1 protein-coding gene is annotated in these 1,106 nt (G+C 70.5%); it reads right to left on the bottom strand.

What is annotated here, in order from left to right; translation table 11 throughout:
- Positions 1 to 1,106: amidohydrolase family protein (locus tag I6A81_RS00075; RefSeq protein WP_203010056.1), on the bottom strand; the 1,106-nt coding region annotated here is incomplete at both ends.

The raw sequence follows: 1,106 nt of genomic DNA, 5'->3' as shown, positions 1-1,106 counted from the left end.
TGAAGGCGGTGAGTTCGTCGGTGAAGGCGGCGGGGTCGGCGAGGCCCTCGCCGTGTGGCCAGTCGGAGCCGAACAGGACGCGCTCGACGCCGATCGTGTCGGCGAGCTTGCGCAGGTCCTCCTCGTAGTACGGCGTGACCCAGACATGGCGGCGGATCGTGTCCAGGGGGTCCTCGGCGAACAGCCAGGGCGCCCGGTTCGCGAGTTTGCGCAGGCCCTTGACCAGGGGGTAGACCCAGTCGGAGCCGTTCTCGATGCTGGCCACCTTCAGGGTGGGGTGCCGGGTGAAGACGCCGTCGACGATGAGGCTGGCGATGGTGTCGTGGATAGCGCGGTCGCCGATGAGGACGCCGCCGAGCAGGTCCGGCGCGCGGAAGGGAGCGAACTCCGCGGAGCCGCCCCACGGCGCGCTGATCATGGCGTTGTAGCCGCTGTCGCCGAGGTGGAACGCGACGGGTACGTTCGCTTCGGCGAGGCGGGCCCAGACGGGGTCGTGGAGCGGGTCGCCCAGGGAACGACCCTTTTCGGTGCCCGTCGGGACCGGGGCCGGGCGTACATGGATGACGCGGGCGCCGAGGGCGAGCACCCGGTCGACCTCCGCCAGCGCCGCGTCCGGGTCGGCCAGTGAGATCATCGGGGCGGCGAGGATCCGGTCCTGGTGGAAGTAGCCCCAGTCGTCCTCGAGCCAGCGGTTGAACGCGGTGAGGCTGGCCATCGTGGCCGGGATGTCGTGGATGAGTGCCTGCTCGACGCCGCAGCCCAGCGTCGGGAACAGCAGGACCGCGTCGAGGCCCTGGGAGTCCATCGTGGCGAGCCGGGCCTCGCGGTCGCGGTATTCGGGCCGGATGGGTTCGACCTTGGTGAGGCTGCGCGGGTCGACCCCCTCGGGGATCTGACCGCGGAACTGGAGGTCCAGGCAGCCGGGGACGATCACGGGGTCGAACGTGGGGTTCGGGATGAAGTTGTTGACCCGGCCGCCGATGACCATCTCGACGTGGCGGCCGTCCTGGACGACGCGTACCCCGCGGTGGCGGAACTTGCGGTCGAGGTGGCGGGTGAACGCGTCGAGCGTCTCGTAGTAGTGGTTGTCGGCGTCGACCGGCCGT

This window comes from Frankia nepalensis (assembly GCF_016786325.1).
Classification (GTDB): domain Bacteria; phylum Actinomycetota; class Actinomycetes; order Frankiales; family Frankiaceae; genus Pseudofrankia; species Pseudofrankia nepalensis.
The sequence above is the reverse complement of the archived record's forward strand: the minus strand, read 5'-3'. Positions and strand labels throughout refer to the sequence as shown.